Genomic DNA, 19762 nt, shown 5'->3' with positions numbered 1-19762 from the left:
CAAAATCCTCACTCATCTTGAAATCATGCATGGTGACGTAGCTGGGAAAAGCAACGGATAAAGAGTATAATATGTAATAGCTCAGAGGCTCAATCATATTCCTCGACTATGCTTTTTACCCTTTCGAATCTTGTCCAGCTCCTCAATATCCGACTGATCTGTTTTTCGATTGATTGCCTTCTTATTTAAAATGAGGTCATCATAGGACAAGAATCTCACCTCTGCTCCATCATAGTTTGTTTTCTCTGACGTTGCCTTGCTGTCTCTAAATGATTTTAATCCTTGCATTGTGGGCAAGAAGTCCAAATGAAACTCGTCGAGTGTTATTTTTAGATACGTTTTCTTAGAATCGAAGACTAACTCTCTCAGTGACGTCGTCTCCACATCTAGTTTGTCAAGGGCGCTTAGGAGTTTCAGATAGTTCTCGTTCGTTGGATTGTACCAGAAATCAAGATCAATATTATTGCCGCCTGTTATGCCGACACCCGATGGGCGACTAAAGCCATAGTGGCTTACCGCAGCGCCACCGATGATTAGGTAGTCAACGTCATATTTGTTCAGAACGTCGCAAACTCGAATCAGATGTCTACGGCCTTCTTCACTGATCATTTTTTATTATTTTTCAATGGAGGGAGGACATTAGAATTGTCCTCTGCGACAGGCCTGTGAAAAAAGTCCATTAGTGCCTTTGACAGTGCTTTCCTTTTTTTGGCCGGTATCTTGGCTAGTAGCTCTTTTTCAAGAGCCTCTTTTTCTTCAAAATTGTGATACACGTAGGCCTTATACATATCCGTTCAACGAAAGTCGTACGAACTTTGGTTTGGTCAAATTTCGCCTTTTTTGGGCTTTTTTCAAATATTTTCTGCCATTTAGAAATCTTGCGGCCCTTGCCGAGATTTCGACCCCATTGAACATTTTGTTTCAGGAGGGCGTGACCAGCTAAAGTTACCGGAGGGCTTGAACTTGGCCTAGGGTTAGGGTGGTTGGAGCCGCCTCATTGCTAGATTCGTTTCTGGTTCAAATGGTGGCGGAATTGGGTGGTCACGTGATCTAAAAATTGATGGTCAGGGCAAAACGGCAAAAGATGGTGAGCCACTTCGGACTCTCCAAAAAGCACAGGCTATAACAACGTGCATAATCAATGGCGGGGTTCAGTGTAATTTTGTAGTTTAGTTTTTCAAATAACGTTTGGTGTCGTGGGACAGTGAAGCGCTTCGAATTCGCGCCACTGCTTATGCACAAAACGTTATGCACAATTGCATATGAACATTTTGGAGATATTTAAATTAGGGCAAAAGAAACACAAGCCGAAAGTGTTAGGTGCGGGTGCCACGTTGTATCCTGACAAAATAGTCATTGAAACGGTTGACCGAATAAAGGACTCGTATGGTATCATATCTACGTATCTCACAATACTTCACCCTGATGGGGACTCAATTCTTCTCGGACAAACGCTAAGACATCACCTTGGACAGAGCAGAGACGACCTGAAAATGACAAAAGATATTGACGGCAAGTATACCGACTACTTGAAGAAAGCAGGATTCAAAAACAGAAAGGAACATTATAGAAATGCCCTTCATCTGATGATTAGTGAAAAAGATGGCAAAATTAGACTTGCTCCGACAATTAATGGGGGACCAACAGGAAAGAATAGAGGGTTTATGGGTACAAAGGAAGAACCTATATCGGTGGACAGTAATGTATCGGATGTGGAACTTGGAGACATGCTAAAATTGGGTTGGAGTAAGTGCGTATGCAACTGTGCATAACAAAGGATAAAACATATGCTGTATTGTAGGTTCTTAAAGCGAGTATTCAAATAGAATTATCAAGAGCTTCTAACCTTTTCATCACGTTTATAATAGCTGAAATTATTGGTCACTTGGACGCATAGGCTTTGTTGATATCATCAATGGTAAATGTTCGCGTTGTAAAAAATCCGTCTTGAGGGAAGTTCTCTGCATTGTGAAAATAACTAACCCATGTGTCTCCGCATCCAAGTACATTGAGCACATCAATAATATGTCGCTCGGCATGATACGTTGAATCAACCGTCCATGCATGGATGATCTTATCAATATCGTCGAAGCGTTCGCGGAACGCCCCTTGATCATACTTCCTGAATTCATTCTTCAACGTAGCTATTCTTTCACTCGGAATGGACCCACCTGGTGCAATTAGCGTAAAGTAGATACTCGTAATGGAAGTCAGGGATTGCCCTTTGGCTTCTATTCCATTTGAGACATATTGATCAGCCTGGGCGTCCGCGTCGTTATAGAATTCGTGGGGAGGATATCCTAATTGAAGAAACTTCGAATACATCTTGTGATGCTGGAATTCGTTGTCGATCATTTCACAGAGAAAGGGTAACTGTTCCAATACTGCGCTGTTTAGGGAAAGGCCAGACCTAAGTCGACGGTAGCCTTGCATTTGAGTGTCAATGTGAAGCAGTTCATGGGTAAAAGAAGCCTCAGGATGATTTGTTTCACAGTGACTGATGATGATTCTTTTTTCTTCTTTGTTCGATCCCCAAGAATTGTTATTTGATTTCTTAAATTGAATAGGAAGATTCTCGGTCACTCGTTTATAAAGTTCCCGGTTGGCATCGGTGATCAGGTTTTTCAGTTGCATAATTGTTACAGCAATGAAAAATGTATTAAAATAGTTCCAAAACCCATTGGGTGAATTGTTTCGGTTAACAAGATGTAGAACGGAACGCGATTTTCTTATATTGAAATAGTACGGGAGCCAATTCGGTAGGGGTAGTTGTGATTGCCATATAGGTGGGCCCAATTCTCGACTCAACACTTTGTTGAGAATCACCGGCCCGTAATGGGTGCTCGTGTGCCGACTGGGAAAATGAACGGCTAGGAGTGTAGAGATTCGTTGGTCCTCCGAACCTTATCAATGTACGGATGGCCTTCCGGCAACGTAGCTTCCATAATTGCAAGGCTTTTTGTAGAGAACTCGCGAGCAGTAACAAATTCTCCAAGCCTTTTGAGTACTATCGCCAGGTTGGCATAATTTATCGCAGTATTCAAATGATTCAACCCAAAATTCAATTCATCCAGCTCAACAGCCTTTTCAAGAAGCGGTCGTGCTCCCGCAAAGTCCCCTTGGGCCTTCATTACATTAGCAATACTTAAATAAATTGCAGAGATGTCCGGATGATTGGGACCGAGCACTTGTTGCGCCAATTTTAGGGCATTCTCTACAAGGAATCGTGCGCGTGAATAGTTGCCGATTTGTGTTAAAGCAACAGCAAGATTACTCCAACTTGTAATATTTTTCGGGTGGTCAGATCCAAATTTCTTCTCAACTGCATTGCTGACTTTTTCAAAAAGAGATACGGCCTCTGCATTTTTATCGAGAGCCAGAAGCACCAATGCAAGATGCGACCAAGCCTGAGCTAAATTTGAATGGTCCGGACCAAAATTATCTTCCAATAGCCGAATAGCTCGCTCTAGCATCGCTTGTGCATTGGAGTATTCTCCAATACTATAAAGCACTGCGCCCAGACTAGCATATGCATTGGTTGTGTCAGGATGGTCGATGCCAAGGCGCTTCTCGTTCGACTTTATAACATTTTCCAACAACGATCGCCCCTGCATAAGATCTCCGGATTCAATAAGGACACCTGCTAAATTCTGGCTCCTGGAAAGCGTTATCGGATCGTCGGCCCCAAAGAGCCTAACGCTTTCGTCTACAGCTTGCTTCAGAAGCCTTCGCGCATTCCGGTAGTCCCCCAACGATTGGTAAACCAATCCAAGATTTGAGTATGTGAATGCAGCGGCACCAAGATCGTGACGCTGTTCATCTGAATGCCGTGCCTTCTCCAATATTTCCTTCGCCTCGGGAAATTTTCCTCGAACATTCAGAATGAGAGCAAGCCGGTTTTGTAACAGCGCAACTACTGCGGAGGTATCATTCTCAAATGGACGAAGAATGGATTGACCGAAAGGGATCCAAACAAATTTTTCGGTAGGATCCTCGTAACCTTGTATTTCCAAGTTATAAGAAATGACAGTCATCAGCCCAGCAACGTCATGCAATAGTATTGACAACTTCTTAATGACAACGCCTTTTATCACCACGTGCATTTTATAAGCGTCACCCTCCTTATTGTGCAGAATCCATCCCAATTGCGCCAACCGATTTAGTGCTTCCGACAGCATCGTTCTTCGGTCAAATCCTGGGCTGATTAGTTTATGGACTAAATTATAAGCATGAAAATTTGTAGGTAAACATGCAAATTGCTTCATCACCCATAACTCATCTTCACTTAATTTGCTCAGGTTAAAAATAGAGATGAGATACGATTGAACGCGATCTATTCTACCTCCCTTATGATCAATATATACGTTGGCCTGAAGGTCAGCCTCTATCGCATTTTTCAAAGCGTAAACATCGGTCCTTTGAAATTGGGCCGTCTTCGAAAGAATTTCTATTGTAAGCGTGTGGTAATCAACGACGCCTAGAATGCTCAAAATTTCCGCTTCATCCCTGATCAACTGGCAATGTTTTTGAAACAAAGCGACAGCCTCTTTAGGTTCTAAAAAGCCAAGTTCCCTTGAAAAAAAGCCAGGCACAGTTTCTCTCGAAGTAAGAAGTACATGCCAGGTAGGCTGCCCAGGCAAAATATCCTTAAAGTCCGTCAGCGTCTCATCCACGCTGTCCAGAATTAACAAATTTGGCTTTTCAGGGATCGATTTTAGTTTACCCATGAGCTCGTAAAAAAGTGGCATGATATCTTTGCCCGATTTTAATATCGATAGATTTTTCAAGAGGCCTTCTGTATTTATTAAATCATCGACAATATCCCCCGTAAGTTGTGAGACCCAAGCGATATGCTCATACTCGTTATAGTATTTACTCACGTACCCCTGTGCTATGGTAGTTTTTCCTATTCCACCAAGGCCGTTAATTAATACCGTGCGTCTATTTCTAAATAACAGAGTATGTATCTCCTGCAATTCCCTAGTCCTACCTATGATGTCATCCTCGTGAATCCTGGGGATTTTGAGTGTGAGTTCCCGGGGTATTTTGTTAGTCGATGAATTAGTCACCAATTCATCTCTTTCTCTTAGAATATTTAACACATATGCTCTCAGTTTGTGCCTGATATGGGTTCTGTCAATATCACTCAAAGAAACACGTTCGCCATACAGCTTGAAATAAAGGTCGTCGCTCAGAGAAAAGTATTCCTTTACATTATTTTCTGGCGTCCAGTATTTAATCGGGCATTTTAGTGTACGCTGAAGGGAATCAATAATATTTATTTGGATGTTGGAAAAATCGACGTACGGGGATAACGCGATATATCCGTCTGCTTGATGATTGGAGGCATATAGTTCTTGAAGTTTTACGGATATTTCATTCCAGCTAATACTCGTTTTATATTCCTTGCATTCAAAATAGAATTTGCGCTCTCGCCCATTTTGATCTAAAAATCCAATCCTAATATCGAAACCATTTTGCGTGCCGGCTTTCTGCCTGCGTGCTTCGATAATTGGAAATTCTAACTCGCCAAACAGACTGCGCAGGTACTGCAAAACCTGAAGTTCAAATTCGTTTCCCTTTGCGGCCATAGAAATCGTCATTTAAATGATTTAGCAAATAGTATGAGGATAAACTAAAGATAGCCAATTCGATCCTGATGCTTCTCAAGAGGAGATTAGAAGGTAGAGAATTATTAACTTATGGAACTACGAAAGGGTCAGACTATTTCCATCCGGTATGGTTGATGGATATTTAGTCAACAGTGCCAAGAGGGAGTCGTTCCAAATTTTTTATTCTTTGATTTTCAATTCATTGGGCTGCTTGGAAATTTCAGTGCACCGATTCTCCACCTTCACGCAAAGTCAAAATTCATGTAGGAAAATGGGACTTCAATTATCAGGAAAGGCTATTCGTTAGGCCGCAAATTAGATACAAAGATGAGGGGAGCCCTGGTGGAGATCCCCACCCATTGACCACTCTGTTTTAGGACGGCTTGACCAGCTAAAGTTAGCTGAAGGCTTGAATATCCTCTAGCTTTCGAAGCCCTTGATTGCTAGACTCGTTTCTGGTCAAATGGTGGGGGAATTGGATGGTCACGTTATCTAAAAATTGATGGTCAGGGCAAAACGGAAAAAGATGGTCAGCCACTTCGGATTTTCCAATACATTGAGTAAGTATCGTCAATGGATGGAATCCAAAGCAGCGAAAGAAATTTTTTAAAAGTAGGTTTTGCATATAAAATAAAACGTTTAAGTTTACATCCATTGGAGCAAGTAAAAAATTGTGTGTTAGTTTAGTGCTGCGGCTATTTGTGAAGTTCTGATTGATATTCTATTATCACACTTTTCTGGATTTTAATATGTTGAGTAAGCCGTATCGTTTCTATTGCAATAGAAATACGGAGGAGCATTTTGTGTCTATTGTTATTTGATGAATTTTCTATGATTAATAAACTAAGCTGGCTTTTTGCACTAGCGTTATTACTTGCATGTCAGTTGGATGCCAAATGCCAGACGGGCCCATCGCTAAATATTGTAAATCCGCCACCACCTGATGTTAGCGCCCTTACCAAGTTTGGCCAGGTACCGGTGAGCAATTTTACAGGTATTCCCAATATTTCGGTCCCTATCTATACTATCAATGAGGGAACTGTAGCATTTCCCATCTCGATTCAGTATCACGCCGGAGGAATCAAGGTGAAGGAGGATGCCAGTGAAGTGGGCCTAGGGTGGGCTCTTAGCGCTGGCGGTTCGATCACAGCAATAACACGAGGCCGGCCAGATTTTCAAGGTGGTTTTGCGGATACTTATGTCGACATGCCGGACGCTCCGACTACGATTCTTTCAACTTCCCGACAGCCGATAACCAGTATTGATCAATGGTATTATGCCTGGGGAAGTGATTCTCATCAATTTACATCCAGTAACTACTCAGGCATCTTGTTCTCTGGGCTAAATTTGCCACATGCAAATACTGCAAAGGAATACTTCAATTACTTTGAGGTTGGTAATGAAGGCACTGCACCGGACTTTGCGTCAGATCTCTATGTTTTAAACTTCGGCAATAGAAGTTGTAAATTTATTTTTGACAATAATTTTAAGCCTACTGTCTTAGGCGATGGGGCTTTAAAAATAGAACTTATCCCAAATGGAACTTATCCTGATTGGAAGGTTACCGATGAGTCAGGAACAATTTACTACTTTACTCAACGGCAGTTTTCATATAGCAATAGCGTCGATCCTGCATTAACCACAGGGACGGCATCCTCATTAAGCACGTGGCATCTGACCAAGATAAGGTCTGCTACATATGGAGAAATTAATTTCAATTATCTATACTCTACTCAATCTTTTGTTCATCCGTTACCTAGCATTTCCGAAACGTATCGCGTTGGAAATTCTTCGCCTAATATCCAGCAAAACTTTGAGTTGGTTACTCCTCACTTTACAATGTATCATCAGCTTAATATAGATAATATTCAATTCTCTTCGGGTTATGTTAAGTTTTTGTATGATGATCAACGTGCTGATCTGCAAGGGGGAAGACGTTTATTTTCTGTAGAGGTGAGGGACAAGGAAAATAGACTTGTGAAGAAAACGAACCTTGATAATAATGACTATTTTATAGCAAATCAAGGTTATTACTCTGGCATCCCTGAAATCAATTTCGTGGTCAATAGCTTAACTAATTACACGTCAGACAATCATAATAAAAGACTAAAACTAAAAGGAACAAGTGAGATAAATTTGGTGTCGAATGAAGTCGATAGTAAATATATCTTCACCTACAATGAACAACTTAATTTACCGGGGAAACTTTCTCTTGCGGTTGATCATTGGGGCTTTTTCAATGGGGCACAGAATCAGCAATTGGTTCCTCCAGCTACGATCACGTTACCATCGCAGGCAACCGAATTTTTGCCCGGTGCCAATAGAAATGCGAATCCGGCATTTTCGCAAGCAAATATTTTGACTTCAATCCAATACCCCACTGGTGTAAAGGTTGGTTTCTCTTATGCGAATAATCAATATACGCGGCAAGAAACCGTTATTCACTATAGCGATGAAACAAGTAGTCTTTTTAAGGATGACGCTTCGTCAGTAGTCAATAGCTCGGGTTTCGTTGATGCAAATGGAAATTTCACGGCCGCAACCGCGTGGAACGGAAAGAAATTGAAGATTTATTGTCTGGTATATCGTGACAATAATCTATACCCTTTAGGTACATACTTTTTAGATATCGTTATAAAAAAAGACGGTAACTTCTTAAAGAGAATAAACACACTAAGTGGAACGGCCGTTCAAGATTCGTCAATCGTCATTCAAGGCGGAAGCTCTTATAACATCTCTTTTGATCCAACTACGGTAGATTTTTTCAACAGTTGCGAAATACGTCGGACAGTTTATGTGCCAAAGGCGTCGAGCACTTCATCACTTGAAATGGTTACACGCTACCTTGGTGGCTTGAGAGTTGGCAATATTAGTACGCTTGACCCTATAACACTCAAGTCGACTAACCGAAAATATACATACTTAGATGGAACTGCCGATGATATACCGATCTACGTGTCGCCGGTGGGACATGATTATTATTCAATTGTTAGTGGTGGAACTCCGGTTTACTATGACAACCCTTTTCGTTACCGGTATGGGCAGTCTATCTATGAGTTTTCAGACGGAAGAGATGCGCCCTATTTTGGATATGGCAGAGTGCAAATTTCAGATCTGGATGCTGACAATATTCCGAATGGGATGACTGAATATTATTATAATAATTCAGGCAGTATTAATGTGAATACGATGCTTTATTATTCAAATCAAATAGGATTGGATGTTGTGAATCCTATCATCACGCCAATTCCAGCAATTACAAGAGGAAGAGGTGATTTACTGGAGGAGAGATATTTTAAGTGGACCAACAATGTTATGGCCCCCATTTCACGTGATCAATATATTTACACAGCGAACAATTCAACCAAAGTTTGGCAAATGCTTTTTGATCAGGGGTTGGCGGCACCCATTGGAGGTGGGTATAATTCTGAGCGATATTTTAAGATAAATGCGCATCATTTTGCTATTCCGGTAAATCGAAATACTCTGGATCGGAAAGATCACTACCAGTACGATAATCTTGGAAATGAATCGTTGACCTTTTCGGAAAAATACACCTATGATGTCGTCAACGGCCATTTTCAAATGATAGCTAAGTCGGTCACGGCATCCAATGGCGATACTAATAATCTATATTATAAATTTCCCCAGGATTACACTGGATTGCAAGATCAATCAAATCTTGATGGTATCGCAATGGGAATTTTAAACCTACAAAATAGACACATTGTAATTCCAGTTGAATCTTACAAAGAAATAATACCAGTACGGACGCCAAATACCCGAAAATATGTTGGCGGTCTATTAAATACTTTTAATCAAGTCCTCCCAACGTTAAATCAGGTGATGGCTATTGAATCTCAGTCTCCGATGAATTCCTTTAGTTTTTCTACTATAGTAAATGGTCAGTTTCTAAAGGACCCTCGGTATACAACACGAGTCCGGTTTACTAACTATGACGAAAAAGGAAGGTTGCTGCAGCAGTCACTTGAACAGAATTATTCCACTGCATATAAATGGGGCTATGATCAGCAGTTCCTTATTGCAGAAATCGCGAATTCGTCGGTGGGAGATGTTTTTCTTGAGAATTTTGAAGAGGGCAATGGAAACGGCTCAATTGATAATTCTAAGACTGGCCACCACAGCTTTACAGGTAGTTACTCAAAGAATTTAGTCTCCCTGAGCAATGGTGATTATATTCTCAGCTATTGGATGAAATCAGGAATTGATTGGATTCTGACAGAGCAAAATGTAGTTGTGACAAATGGGAGTTATTCTATAAACCTGGGTTCCGGTCAGTATGACGATATTCGGTTTTTTCCTAAGAGTGCGCAAATGACAACCTATACGTATGATCCGTTAATAGGATTGACAAGTCAAAGTGATGCGAATAACAAAGTCACATATTATGAATATGACTCACTGATGAGGCTTAAATTGATGCGGGACGAAAAACGAAATATCATTAAAGAATTTGAGTATAAGTATTGGCAATCGAAATGATGAGCCGTCAAAGCGTAGAAGCGTTATGAAATAATGACCTTAAACTTTTCACTGATTGCTGAAAAAGGTGAAATATATAACAATGAAAAATAAATTTTGTTTACGAGTTGGAATTACCTCCTTACTCTTCATTATTAGCTATGCTCAAGGACGGAACATAGTTGCGAACAGACCGGTCTGTAGTGCGAATGTTAACTTCTTGTTGCTGACTTTGTCGGAGTCTTTTTTTTCTGGTCCGGGAGCTAGCACTACAAATGTACCGACGACACCAGTGATTACTACGAAGACAAATACTGGTGTTTTTGGTTCTGTTACTTTGGAAACGGGCGAATATTCAACCTATGTGTGGAAAAAAGGAGATGTGGTTATTGGCACTGATAGAACTGTATCTATTGTGGAGACGGGTTTATATACCGTGACCGTTACGGCAGCGGGTGTAGCGGGTACTGCCGTCTCTGCCCCGTTCTCATATAATAATTATAGCTATGTTATTTCCAATACAATCTTAAAGCCTGGAGTAACAAATTCTGACGATGTTAGTGCTCTAACCGTTGAGTCAGTGAGCCAAATTATACAATATTTTGATGGGTTGGGGCGGCCTATGCAAACGGTGTCAACGAAGGCCTCTCCAGAATATAATGATGTTGTTCAGCCTGTGGTGTATGATGGCTATGGCCGAGAGTACCGTAAATATTTGCCTGTGACCGTGGCGGAGCAAGGAAGACCGGGTTGGTATAAACCTAATCTCATTGATGCAAATGGAAATTATACTGGTACCTCGGCGAATTTTTATAACAATGCAACGGATGACGTGGCCGATGATGCTAGACCTTATGCTGAAACCGTTTTTGAATCAAGTCCATTAAATAGACCTGAAAGGATAGGACAACCTGGCGAAACCTGGTACCCCAATATTGATCCAACTCATAATCACTCGATCCATAAGCTTTACGAAATGAATGGTGAGAATGATGTGCTTGAGTTTTTTTATAATACCGATACTAACGTTCTTACGACTGGTGACTACTATCCATCAAATAAATTGTATGCCAATGGAACAGTGGATGAACAAGGGAATCAAGTAGTCGAATACGTTGACAACGATGGGAAGACTGTGCTTAAGCGAGTTCAATACGGTGTTGAGGTCAGCACCAATAATATCCTATTCGCAGAAACCTACTATATCTACGATGACTTTGATAAACTAATTATCGTGTTACCTCCAGAGGCAATTAAAGAAATCAAGGAACGCAACGGACTTTAGCATGATATTTTCTTGTCTTACTCCCTTCTCATTGTTATGAAATTTAATTTGATGGCAAAGATATGTTGATTCCATCTCTGATAGCTGAGGCCAATTTTGAAATTCAACACACCGTTAATACTTGATGTCGATGCAAAAAAGAATATTTCTATTACTGACAATTTTACACATAGGACTTTCTGGTTTTCTGAAAGCCCAGTCGCTCTACCCGATTCAATGGACAAACGTTGTTGGAATAACTGTGAGCGCCAACCAGTCGCTCACAAAAGTAGGAGCCAACGGTTGGACCAGTGGTGCAGCATCGACTAACCTTTTGAAAGCTGGCGTAGACGGTTCGATTCAATTTACAATCACTAGCGTCACGGGTGCCTATATGTTTGGATTGTCGAAAACGGATAAGGATGTCAATTTCACAACTATCGACTATGCAATCGCGGTTAGCAGTGGTGTTGTTACTATCTACGAATCAGGAACGCCAATTTCCACAGGGGTGACGGCGGCAGTGAACGATGTCTTTAAAATCGTTCGTACGAACAATGTGCTTCAGTATTTTCGCGGAGCAACCGAACTGCGGAACCTCACGTTGCCCAATACGTATAATAGCAACTTTATGGTAGATGCTTCCCTGTATAGCGGAACGACGCCTATCGTTCAGGCGAGCTTCGATGCTTCGCTGAATATTGCGCATACGGTAACACCCGTAGGCTATGGTGGCACAGGGGGTAGCATTGCGGTGTCTGTTAGTCAGGGAACTCCTCCCTATACCTATTTGTGGAGCAGTGGAGAAGCCACGTCCGGCATTACTAACAAAGTGGCGGGTACCTACACGGTTACGGTATCGGATGCGTCAGGTCGGACAGGCGCAAAGACCGTAACGCTGGGCTATAAATCATCGTGGACAGATTTGGTAGGTGGTGTAGCGGTGGATGCAACTAATCGTTTAACAAAGACGGGCAACAATGCCTGGGATGCTGGCGCTGCTTCGACTAATGTGCTTCGGGCCGATACGGACGGTTCAATCGAGTTTGCCTGGACCAGTTCTATGGCCTATGAGATCGGATTGTCGAGAAGGAACCTGGATGCTTCATACACAAGCATTGAATATAGTATTTACGTCGCGAACGGGGACATCACGATCTTAGAATCAGGTGCTAACGTTTCGGGAACGGGTAATTTTGGTCGTGCTGCGGTGGGTGATGTTTTTCGCATCGAAAAGTCGGGACCGTCAATTAAATACTATCACAACGGCATGTTGTTGCGAACGGTTGCCTATACAGCATTTGGCGCGGATTTTATGATCGACGTCTCGGTCTATCACGATGGCGCTGTTGTTCCCACGGTGATTCCGACATTTGATTCTCAAATTCAGATCCGGAAAAAAATCGCACCTGTAGAAGACGCGACGCACGGTGGCAGCATACTTCTTTCTCCTGTCGGTGGAACACCACCATATTCTTACAATTGGGGAGCAGGGGGCACAACGAATAAAATAGAAAACAAACCTGTAGGCACGTATGCCGTGACGGTGACCGATGCGGAGGGGCGAAGTGCATCAACCCAAATCGGTCTTGGCTATAAAGTTGATTGGACACAAGTTAGCAGTAGACTGGACATACTGGAAGACAATTCGTTGGTTAGATATGCCGCTGTAAATACATGGTATGGAGCAAGCAGTCTGAATATGCTCATGCCTGGCGCGGATGGTTGGATTGAATTTGAAATCGGTAGACCCGCTGGTGATTATTATGATATCGGCCTTTCTGTGCAGGACATCGACGGCTCCAGCAGCAGTATTGAAAATGGGCTTGTATGCAACGGTAGCGGCAGCGTCATAGCGTATCAAAAAGATCTGCCACAAGGTGTCGTGGCCCTACTCCGAGTGGGTGATGTTTATCGCATCGCGCGCGAAGGGGGCTATCTGAATTTCTACCGCAATGGAGTATCCGTCCGTTCGGTAGCCATAAACGCCAGTCAGCAGCAAATCATAGAGGCTTCAATCTATCAGGGCGCGACCCCGGTTATCTATAGCTCATTCGATTCTCCGTTGGTCATGACGCCGGTTTTCAAAGCACCCGATGCCAATGGAAAAAATGCGGGCATCACCATGTCCATATCCGGTGGCAAGGCTCCCTATGCTGTGAGCTGGTCTACGGGCGAAACAGGAGTGGTGTTGAGCGGAAAGCAGGCAGGCACTTCGGTAGTGGCAACGGTTACAGATGCTTCGGGCCGCACCGCCACCCATACCTACACCATAGGCTACCCGGCACAATGGGGATCGCTGTCTAACATGGTGCGCGACAAAAATTATGACATCAAAAAGACCGGCACCACCAACGCTTCTAACGCAGGTGCTTTTTCGCGCAACAAAATTGCTGCAGGCAAAAATGGCGCGATACAGTTTGTAGCACCCACGGTGTTTGCCTCCTATGTTTTAGGATTAGCCAGCACCAACACCGCCGTTTCTGGTGCCGACACGGAATTCGGATTCTACATTGTCTACCCCACGGGAGCTATCTCCATATTTGAGAAAAGTGTAAAGCAATATGTCGGCTATGTGCAACCTGGCGATGTGTTTGAGATACGCCGTGAAACGGCAGGTGGTGTCACGAAAATGAACTACTACATAAATGGATTGCAAAAGTGGTCTACGACCACAACGCTTGCCAAAGATCTATATGCCGATGTTTCGATGTATTCGGCGAGCGGTGCAGTTCCTTCGGTGGCAGGCGACTTCGAACAAAGTATTGTAACAGTCGACCAAACCATACGCAACAACTGGGCCTTCGAGTATCGCTACGACGCCCGGAAGCGCATGATTGCCAAAAAGGCACCGGGAGCGGAGTGGACCTATATGATATACGACAACCGCGACAGGCTGGTGTTGACCCAAGACGCCAATCAACGCCCAACAAACGAGTGGAGCTTCACGAAATACGACATACTGAACCGCCCCGTGATGACGGGCCTCTACAAATGTCAAAACAATACCGTGGTCGACGCTGTCAGTATGCAGGCCTTTGTAAATTCAAAAATAGATAGCTACGATAAGTACTATGAAACCTACGATGGCTCGGCCACAAACTTTGGCTACACCAACAGAACCTTTCCAGATGTTGCCGACGTTACTACCGTTGGATTGGTCACACCACTCATCGTGACCTACTACGATGACTATCAGTTCAAGACCTTGTATGCCGATCCTCGTTTTGATCTTGTATCCAATCACTTGTCCGCTTATAGTCCTCAAGAATCTGCCAACGTTAAAGGGCAAATAACCGGCACCAGCGTGAGGAGTCTGAACGATGCCACATCGTGGATGCGTTCGGTGAGCTACTACGACGACAAATATCGCGTCATTCAGACTGTGGCAGAAGATCATGAAGGAAAAGTATCCCGAACGACCTCGCAGTATGATTTTGTCGGGAAAGTCACGAAAACACAAACCACGGCTCATCAAAGCTATGATGTGGTCTGGGCCCGCCTGGCCAACTGCATGTTGGATAACGAAACCAACAAAGTGACCTACAACGGCACGCAATCATGGGGTGCTGGCGCGTCGTCGAGCCAGGTGTTGGCAGCTTCGCAAAACGGATGGGTGGAAAGCGTCTACGACGGCACGTCGGTTGTGATGATGGGACTGACCGACGTTGATGCAGATGCAGGATATACCAAGATTCTGTTTGCAGCCTACACTACTTCCCTGTCAAAACTCTATGCCTACGCGAGTGGAACTCAAACCGGATTTTTGGGAGACATAAAAAAGGGGGATGTGATTCGTGTAGAGCGGATAGCGACACGGGTGTACGTAAAGGTCAACGGAGAAGTACGTCATCTCTTCCCAAGCACGTCTGTAACGCCACTCATCGTCGACATGTCATTGACGTCTGGATCGATCCATACTGCACGTGCGTCATTCGGTGCAGACAAGTCATTGGCAAATACATTACAGTGGGGATACTCTGCCACGGTTTCTCTGGTCAACGGAACAATCACAAAGACAGCCACAAGCAACGTCTGGAGTGGTGCTGCAGGAACGTTGAATGTGCTGTCGGGCACAGGCTGGATGCAATTCAAAGCACTGGAAACCACCACCGCACGCGCGGCAGGTTTGGCATCATCTTCACCCATTTCAGTGCCTAATCAATTGGATTTTGGATTCTATCTAAAAGTAGGCGGAACATTCGATGTGGTGGAAGGAAGCCAAACTGTTGCGTCGGGAACCTACGCCGTCAATGATGTCTTCAGGATTGAAACCACCCTGGAGAACGGTCATCTGGTGTTGACATACTCGAAAACAGGAGGGTTTAGCGTGCGCTCAGCTACATTGCCAACGAAGAGCTATCGTGCCCAGGCCGTGCTCAACACAAAATCATCGACCATCGGTGAACTGAGCGTTTCATTCCCGGTGCCGCTCACAGAACAGAAGATTGATATCTTTAATCGCCTCGACTACGATCACGCCGGCCGCCTGACCAAAACCTGGCAAAAGACCAGCGGCGATGCAAATGAAATATTGTTGGTGGCCAACGACTACAATGAGTTGGGCCAACTCATCACCAAGAAACTCCACAACACCGATCCTGCCGACCCTATTGCAGGTCCACCAAACACATCCCGCCAATTCAAACAGTCGGTAGACTACCGCTACAACATTCGTGGCTGGCTCACACGCATCAACAAAAGCGATCTTTCGGCCGATGACAAGGACAACGTGAAAGACCTTTTCGGAATGGAGTTGGGCTACGAGAAACCCATGGCAAGCGTCACCAGCATAGACGATGTTGCCTACAACGGAAACATCTCGGCCACGCGCTGGAGCAATAACCTGGGTCTGGGCGGATTGAACAACCCCACCCAAAGAGCCTACCGCTATAGCTACGACGCGATGAACCGCCTCAACAGTGCCGAACATCTTGAACAAAACCTGACGTGGGCAGCAGTTCCCTCATTTAAAGAGGCCATTACCAGCTATGATTTGAACGGGAACATTCGTGGCCTGGAGCGCACCGGCAAGAATGGACAAATTGACAATCTCACCTATAACTATGGCGCAGACTTGCTGCGGTCTAACAAACTGATGTCGGTAAGCGATGCTTCGGTGAATACCGAAGGATTTAAGGACGGCGCCAACACCGCGTTAGACTACAGCTACGACCCCAACGGCAACATGGTGAGTGACCTGAACAAAGACGTTCAGAGCATAGTCTATAACCACCTCAACTTACCAGCCCGCGTGAACAAAACCAATGGCGAGTATGTGAAGTACATCTACGATGCCACCGGCCGCAAACTAACCCAGCAGGTGTTTGATGCCCAGAACGCGATGACGAAGCGGAGCGACTATATTGGTCCATTGTTCCTGGAGAACGATACGTTGAAATTTGTGAACCACGGCGAAGGGCGCATCATACCCGCAAAGACAAAAGAGGAGACAAATGAATATCAATATCATTTGAAGGATCATTTGGGCAACGTGAGGTTGACGTTCACCACCAAACCAGAAACGGACGCAGGAACAGCAACCCTGGAACCGGCAAAAGAAGCTGAAGAAAAGTCAAAATTCCTTTTTGTGGACGAAGCGGTGAAGGTGAACAGCGAGTTGTTCAACCACACACCCAACAGCACAACAAAATATTCAACCCGCCTCAGTGGTTTTGCCAACGAACGAACCGGTTTGGCCCGCTCGCTCAGCGTGATGCCCGGCGACGTGATTCATGCCGAGGTGTATGCAAAGTATGTGGACCCCAGTCATTCCAACTGGCAGTCGGCCCTGACCAATTTGATGAGCGCCATCGCCCAGGGTGGCGCAGGTAGCCCTGTGATTGATGGTGGAGCCCAAGGGAGCCTTGGTATCTATGTGTTTCCGTATGACGGTCTCGTTCAAAAAGGAGACGAATCGACCGAGGCACCTCGAGGTTATTTGAACTGGATTATTTTTGACCGCGAAGACCATTTCCTGGACGGGGGAGCCATTCAGATGGTGGCAGATGCGGGAAAAGAGGATGGCACAAACGTTAGCCACCAGAAGATCGAGGCTTCATTTGAGATCAAGCAGCCTGGCTATGTTTTTGTATATTTGAGCAACGACAGCTTCGATGGGGAAGAGGTTGAGGTGTTCTTTGATGATTTTAGGGTGGAGCAGATCAAAAGCCCCGTAGTGCAGCAGGATGATTATTATCCCTTTGGGCTTACTTACAACTCACATCGTAGAGAATACTCAGTACCTAATCGCTATCAATATAACGGCAAGGAGTTGCAAGATGCCCTTGGCCTTAATTGGAATGACTACGGCGCCAGGATGTACATGAGTGACATTGGTCGTTGGGGTGTTGTTGATCCGTTAGCAGATAAGATGAGGCGGTTTAGTCCATATAATTACGCCTTTGACAATCCTGTACGATTTATTGATCCCGATGGAATGGGGCCGAAAGACCAAACCAATCCCGATCAAAATAAAGAGCCTACCCTTTTGGATAAATTTGTACAGGGATTGTATTCGTTTTTTTCAGGAGTAGGATCTAATATTAATAACCTTACTGGTAATAAAGATGCGAGTGACCAGGAGAATCTGGAGACGGGTCTTATGTTCATGGCGCAAATGGCAACCGCTCCAATGGAGGCTGAGCAGATGGTTATGGAGGCTGGTGAATCTAGCGAAACCGCGATTGCGAGCAAGGTCGACGACGTTGCGGAAGGAGCCTCAGCAATAAAACCGATTTCATATGTGTTTAGAGGCGATACTCGACCGCCATCTCAAATTTTTGCTGAAGGCGGATTTACAGCGAGAGGTACCAATATGGATTTACTAGAGCATGCAATGGGAAATCCAATAAATAGTGGTTATATCCCAACATCAAAATCACCAAGGACAGCAAGACGATTTGCAGGAGAGGGAGGATATGTATATACTATAGGAACGCCAGTGGGGTCTGTTGATGTAAACGCCGCTTTGGGGGCCAAGGCTCCTTTCCCTAATGAGTTAGAGGTAGCTGTGCCTTTGGCTATCCCAGCTTCAAAAATTGCAGGTGCACGAAAAATAGGCCCCAACCTCACATTCACAGGTCCGTACATTCCTAATAATCTCTTTAAACGATAGATTCTGTTTTGAAAACGATACAGATAAGAAGGGCAGATGGGTCAATAACAAGCATAATGTTTGCGCTTGGGAAAATGGATGGTGCAACAGTTAGTGTTTCGTGGTCAATCAATCAATCAGAACTTAGCGGAGTTGTTGTAGGAGAAGACTATTTTGCTTGCTTACTTCAAATAAGAGAAATTTTTGAAAAGGATAATACGAAGATTCTTTGCAATGGGGCAAGGTACGATGTTTATCCATCTCGAATGTCAAGACTAATGGGCAAAGGGACTAATGCCTACGTGTTGATTATTGGTAAGCAGGCTTTAGAAGAAAATTTGGTTGATATATTTGAGCCCGCTGATCTTGATAAAATTGGCACTGTACAACAGCAAAGAAATTACTACAATGCCTGGCTAGACAGTCTAAGATAGTTTGTGTTTATAGTTAGGATTAAGAATGAAAGGGCCGACAATTACTCCTGTTTCGTTTACCTTCCAAGCCCCTAATATTTTATCTGCAGGAACGTCATCTTTGCCCTGGTACTCTTTTTCTAGAATATAAATATATCCATTGGGATATTTTAGGGCTTCCTTTTTTACTTCCTCGGAAGGTTCATTTATTTGATTTGAATAATCATCCATGTGATATGTGTCGAGTCTTCATCGAGATAGCTTGTTTGATCTCTATTTAGGGATTAGTTTTTTCTAAGAATAAGCCTGGTTAGCCTTGGTATCGCGCAAGAGCGAATCAATGACCTTGTAAATCACCTTGCGTTCTTCTTCGGGCAGCTTCTCGATCTCCTCAATGCGCTGCAGCGTTTTCTTATCGAGCACTTTAAGTTCAGCATCACCCACCAGGTAGTCGAGCGAAACTGCCAGGGCATCCGCCAGCTTCTTGGCAGTCTCAATAGAGGGCTTCATCTCGTCGCGTTCATACTTGCCAATAATATCCCCGGAAATGCCGGAGAGCTTGCCAAGCTCCTGCTGGGAAGCCTTTTTCTGTTTTCTGCTATACGCTAACTTCTCTCCAAAAGTCATAATCCTTCAATTTTAAGGGGTAAAAACGCTGTTTTGTACACTCGTAAGCTTCCCTAAAAAGCGAAGAATTCAAAAGTAGGAATTTTTAACTTTAGGGAACATGAAAAAAAGTCGATTCACAGAGACACAGATTGTGTCAATTCTCAACAGTATGATGGAGGAACCTCCGCCGCGGATCTTTGCCGTGAGCACGGCATCAGTACTGCAACACTTTACAATTGGAAAGCGAAGTATGGCGGACTTGAGGCGAGCCAACTCAAACGCATCA

General features: G+C 43.9%; 11 protein-coding genes and 1 pseudogene. 6 read left to right on the top strand and 6 right to left on the bottom strand.

What is annotated here, in order from left to right; genetic code table 11:
- Nucleotides 1-93: 93 nt before the first annotated feature.
- Together JI741_RS09205 and JI741_RS09200 are read right to left on the bottom strand one after the other, a co-directional pair.
- Nucleotides 94-609 (bottom strand): nucleotidyltransferase, encoded by a 516-nt coding sequence (locus JI741_RS09205; RefSeq protein WP_202008780.1) that lies wholly within the window; start codon nucleotides 607-609, stop codon nucleotides 94-96.
- Nucleotides 606-788, bottom strand: a complete 183-nt coding sequence (locus JI741_RS09200; RefSeq protein ID WP_202008779.1) for a hypothetical protein — start codon at nucleotides 786-788, stop codon at nucleotides 606-608. Before JI741_RS09200 ends, JI741_RS09205 begins: the two co-directional genes overlap by 4 nt.
- Nucleotides 789-1262: 474 nt before the next feature.
- On the opposite strand from JI741_RS09200, the gene JI741_RS09195 reads away from it, so the two are divergent.
- On the top strand, nucleotides 1263-1772 hold the full coding sequence (locus JI741_RS09195; protein ID WP_202008778.1) for a contact-dependent growth inhibition system immunity protein: 510 nt from the start codon (nucleotides 1263-1265) through the stop codon (nucleotides 1770-1772).
- Between the two features lie 109 nt (nucleotides 1773-1881).
- Here JI741_RS09195 and JI741_RS09190 read toward each other — a convergent pair whose 3' ends face one another.
- Both JI741_RS09190 and JI741_RS09185 read right to left on the bottom strand, forming a co-directional pair.
- Entirely contained in the window at nucleotides 1882-2634 is a 753-nt protein-coding gene (locus JI741_RS09190; protein WP_202008777.1) for a hypothetical protein, read from the bottom strand.
- A 236-nt stretch (nucleotides 2635-2870) separates the two neighbouring features.
- The gene (locus tag JI741_RS09185) at nucleotides 2871-5591 is read right to left on the bottom strand and encodes a tetratricopeptide repeat protein (protein ID WP_202008776.1); all 2721 of its coding nucleotides are present in this window, start codon (nucleotides 5589-5591) and stop codon (nucleotides 2871-2873) included.
- 852 nt (nucleotides 5592-6443) lie between these two features.
- Between JI741_RS09185 and JI741_RS09180 the strand changes: the two genes are divergently transcribed.
- From JI741_RS09180 to JI741_RS09165, 4 genes are all read left to right on the top strand, one after another.
- The gene (locus JI741_RS09180; RefSeq protein ID WP_202008775.1) at nucleotides 6444-10115 is read left to right on the top strand and encodes a hypothetical protein; all 3672 of its coding nucleotides are present in this window, start codon (nucleotides 6444-6446) and stop codon (nucleotides 10113-10115) included.
- Nucleotides 10116-10197: 82 nt separating this feature from the next.
- Nucleotides 10198-11379 (top strand): DUF6443 domain-containing protein, encoded by a 1182-nt coding sequence (locus tag JI741_RS09175; protein ID WP_202008774.1) that lies wholly within the window; start codon nucleotides 10198-10200, stop codon nucleotides 11377-11379.
- 130 nt (nucleotides 11380-11509) lie between these two features.
- The gene (locus JI741_RS09170; RefSeq protein ID WP_202008773.1) at nucleotides 11510-18475 is read left to right on the top strand and encodes an RHS repeat-associated core domain-containing protein; all 6966 of its coding nucleotides are present in this window, start codon (nucleotides 11510-11512) and stop codon (nucleotides 18473-18475) included.
- A gap of 8 nt (nucleotides 18476-18483) precedes the next feature.
- On the top strand, nucleotides 18484-18888 hold the full coding sequence (locus JI741_RS09165) for a hypothetical protein (protein ID WP_202008772.1): 405 nt from the start codon (nucleotides 18484-18486) through the stop codon (nucleotides 18886-18888).
- Here JI741_RS09165 and JI741_RS09160 read toward each other — a convergent pair.
- Entirely contained in the window at nucleotides 18880-19098 is a 219-nt protein-coding gene (locus tag JI741_RS09160; RefSeq protein ID WP_202008771.1) for a hypothetical protein, read from the bottom strand. The genes JI741_RS09165 and JI741_RS09160 overlap by 9 nt on opposite strands.
- A gap of 63 nt (nucleotides 19099-19161) precedes the next feature.
- Entirely contained in the window at nucleotides 19162-19494 is a 333-nt protein-coding gene (locus JI741_RS09155; RefSeq protein WP_202008770.1) for a helix-turn-helix domain-containing protein, read from the bottom strand.
- A gap of 100 nt (nucleotides 19495-19594) precedes the next feature.
- Here JI741_RS09155 and JI741_RS09150 point away from each other — a divergent pair.
- A pseudogene (locus JI741_RS09150) lies at nucleotides 19595-19762 on the top strand (transposase); the annotation flags it as partial.

The sequence above is a fragment of the Chryseolinea lacunae genome, from assembly GCF_016735595.1.
GTDB lineage: Bacteria > Bacteroidota > Bacteroidia > Cytophagales > Cyclobacteriaceae > Chryseolinea > Chryseolinea lacunae.
The sequence above is the reverse complement of the archived record's forward strand: the minus strand, read 5'-3'. Positions and strand labels throughout refer to the sequence as shown.